Origin of the sequence: Mesorhizobium sp. M7A.F.Ca.US.014.04.1.1 (assembly GCF_003998745.1) — a bacterium.
GTDB lineage: Bacteria > Pseudomonadota > Alphaproteobacteria > Rhizobiales > Rhizobiaceae > Mesorhizobium > Mesorhizobium ciceri.
In genome coordinates, this window is record NZ_RZRW01000773.1 from 1 (window position 1) to 2,176 (window position 2,176).

The following is a 2,176-nucleotide window of genomic DNA, read 5'->3' on the forward strand; positions in this document are numbered from 1 at the left end:
GCTGAGCGTCGCGCCAGAGGCCGCCACCCGCCGCGACGCTCAGCTTTCCGGGCCGGTCGTCGTAGCGCAGCGAGGCGGCGGCGAGGCCTATCGCGGCCGCCTGCCGGGCCTCGTCGCGGATGCCGTTGATGTCCGAATTGAGCTGGCCGAGCTTCTGGTCGGTATAGTCGTTGGCCTGCTGCAGGGTCGTGGCGGCTACCTTGTCGGTGTAGTCGTTGGACGTATCGATAGCGTAAGCCACGCGGTTGTCCGTATAGCTCTTGCCGGCGGTCAGGCCCTGGTTCATCTGTTCGACATTGACCGCATCGGTCCCTTTGACGCCGGGGCCGACATTGGAGATGACGACCGGCGCGTTGACGTCGCCACCCTGCAGCGTGATGGTGTTCGACTTGACGCCGCCCGGGGCGTCATAGGTCACCGCGTTCTGGGTGAGGTTTCCGACGCCGGCTTTCAAATCCTCGATCGCCGTGTTGGTGGCGTAGAGCTGCGAGCCGTTGATCGCATCCGTGCTGCCGGCATCGACGCGCCCGGCGGCGACGTTGGTGATCGTCCGCTCGGCGCCGGCATCGCCGACGCTGACGGTTCCGGTCGGAGTCGTTCCGGCGAAGGTGTAGGTCTTGCCGCCGATGACGGTGCTGGAGGTGCCGACGGCTGTCTGCGTCACCGAGCCGGAGCCGAGCGCCACATCGTTGGCGTTGTTGGCCTGCGCACCCTGGCCGAGCGCGACGGCGCCCGCCCCGGTAGCCGTCGAGCCATGGCCCGCAGCCACGCTCTCGGCGCCGCTCGCCACGCTTTCCGGCCCGATCGCCACCGCGTTGGTGCCGCCGGCGATGCTGTCGGCCAGCGTCGAATTGGCGTGGAAGTATTTGATGCCGCCGCCATTGCTGATGGTGGTCAGGGCATTGTCGACGGCCGTCAGGCCGTCATAGACGGTCGAGTAGTTGTTGCCCTGGATAGTGTAGGTCGGGCCGGTGATCGAGCCGTCGGGATTGATCGTGGTAACGCCGCCGAACAGGTCGGTGACGTTTTTCGTCACGCCGCGCAACTGCGAGACGTTGACGCCGTCGGTGTCGGCCGAGCCCGCCGCGACATTGGTCAGCTTGCGTTCGGCCCCGGCGGCGCCGATCGACACCTCGCCGACCGAGGTCTGCGCGCCAGCAAGCCCATAGGCCGCGTAGTTCGTTTGTGCGCCGACCGTGGTGATGGACTGCGCACCAAGCGCGACGCTGTTGATGAAGGTGCTTTGGGCGCCGGCGCCGAGCGCCACCGACTGGATGCCGGAGGCGGTCGAATTGGTGCCGAGCGCCAGGCCGTCGGCCAGCAGCACATGCGCGTTCTGGCCGATGGCCGTTCCGCCGGGTGCTGTCTGGTCGACGATGGCGCCGTTGCCGATGCCGATGCCGTTGTCGCCGTTGACGACGGTCGTCGGACCGACCGCGACCGACTCCGCGCCGACCGCCAGCGAGTCGCCCGCCGCCGAATTGGCATGGAAGTATTTCGTCGAGGTGACCGACACGGCAGCGATGGCGCCGGCGAGCTGGCGCACCGTCACCGCGTCCTGGTCCTGCGTGCCGTCGGCCACATTGGTGATCTGCCGGTAGGAGTTGACGTCGCCGACCGAAACCGCGCCGAGCAGCGCCTTGTCGGTCGTGTTGAACTGGATGAAGTTCGACGGACCGGCTGCGATCTGGCCGGTAGCCGGAGCGATCGCGCGATTGGAGATCGAACCCGAGCCCAGCGCCACGCTGCCGTCGATGCTGGCGTTGCTGGCGCGGCCGAGCGCCAGCGCGCTGACCCCGGTCGCGGTCGCCTGGTAGCCGACAGCGGTGGAGCCGACACCTTGTGCGAAGGAATCGGTCTGCGCCAGTCCGGCCTCGTTAGTGCGAGCGTAGCGGATGCCGATGCCGTTGGCGTCGGTGTAGGCGGTCGAGGTGTCGCCGGCGATGTTGTTGACAATGTTGCCGAGATTGGTCACGCCAGCGCCAAGATTGTTGACGGTGGTGCCGATGGCATCGACGGCCTGGTTGGTGGCGGCGAGCTGCGAGCCGTTGAGGGCGTCGGTCGACGTCGAGCTGATCCGCCCCGCGGCGACATTGGTGATGGTGCGTTCCGCACCGACCGCGCCGACGCTGACCGTCGAGGTCGGATTGGTGCCCTGGAAGGCATAGGTCGTGCC

At 67.8% G+C, this 2,176-nt stretch carries 1 pseudogene; it reads right to left on the bottom strand.

The annotated features are described in order from the left end of the window. Positions 1-2,176: pseudogene (locus EOA22_RS31285) on the bottom strand (calcium-binding protein); the annotation flags it as partial.